Raw genomic sequence first — 586 nt, 5'->3', positions numbered from 1 at the left:
GCTTGCTTGAGCTTCGCGTATGCTTCACGTAGGGCATCACAGTTATCAGAAGTTTCTTTACCGATCATGACAATATGAATGGTCAAGGCACGCACGAGCGGGGTCTTACACAACCAATTAAGTAACTTATGGCATGTTGGACTATTGTCAAAAGCAAATAAAGCGGTAGTAGGGGGCAAAAATGGTGCATGTGTCACCAAAATGGGGCAGTGGCTGACCCTAATCAGTTGTCCTAATGTCGATTTGCACGTGACATGATGACCGATGACGATCAATTGTGCCTTGTCATCGACGTAATCGATACTCTGGTTCAGGTTTTCATGACGATGCAAGGTATAAGTTTTGAGCTTATGAGGCTTTTGCTCGCAATACGTGGTAGCTTGAGACAGTAGCAATCTGCCCTGTGCTTTTAGCTCACAGTTGCTCAAATGCTCTTTGGTTGTGAACTGCTCAAGTAAGGCATTTTCATCATCGATATTGAGACAGCCAGAATAATTGACCGCAGCTTTTTGCTGTAAGCTTGGGACTGAGTGTAGTAGTCCTACAGGCGCGCGCAAGCGAATAGAAGCCCACATGCTGGCCTCTA

1 protein-coding gene is annotated in these 586 nt (G+C 45.7%); it reads right to left on the bottom strand.

Features of this window, described 5'->3' with window-relative positions; genetic code table 11:
• On the bottom strand, nucleotides 1-586 hold a 586-nt coding region (locus ACS8FC_RS19325; RefSeq protein WP_439297981.1), incomplete at both ends, for a universal stress protein.

The organism is Psychrobacter sp. 1Y4 (genome assembly GCF_051847555.1).
The sequence above is the reverse complement of the archived record's forward strand: the minus strand, read 5'-3'. Positions and strand labels throughout refer to the sequence as shown.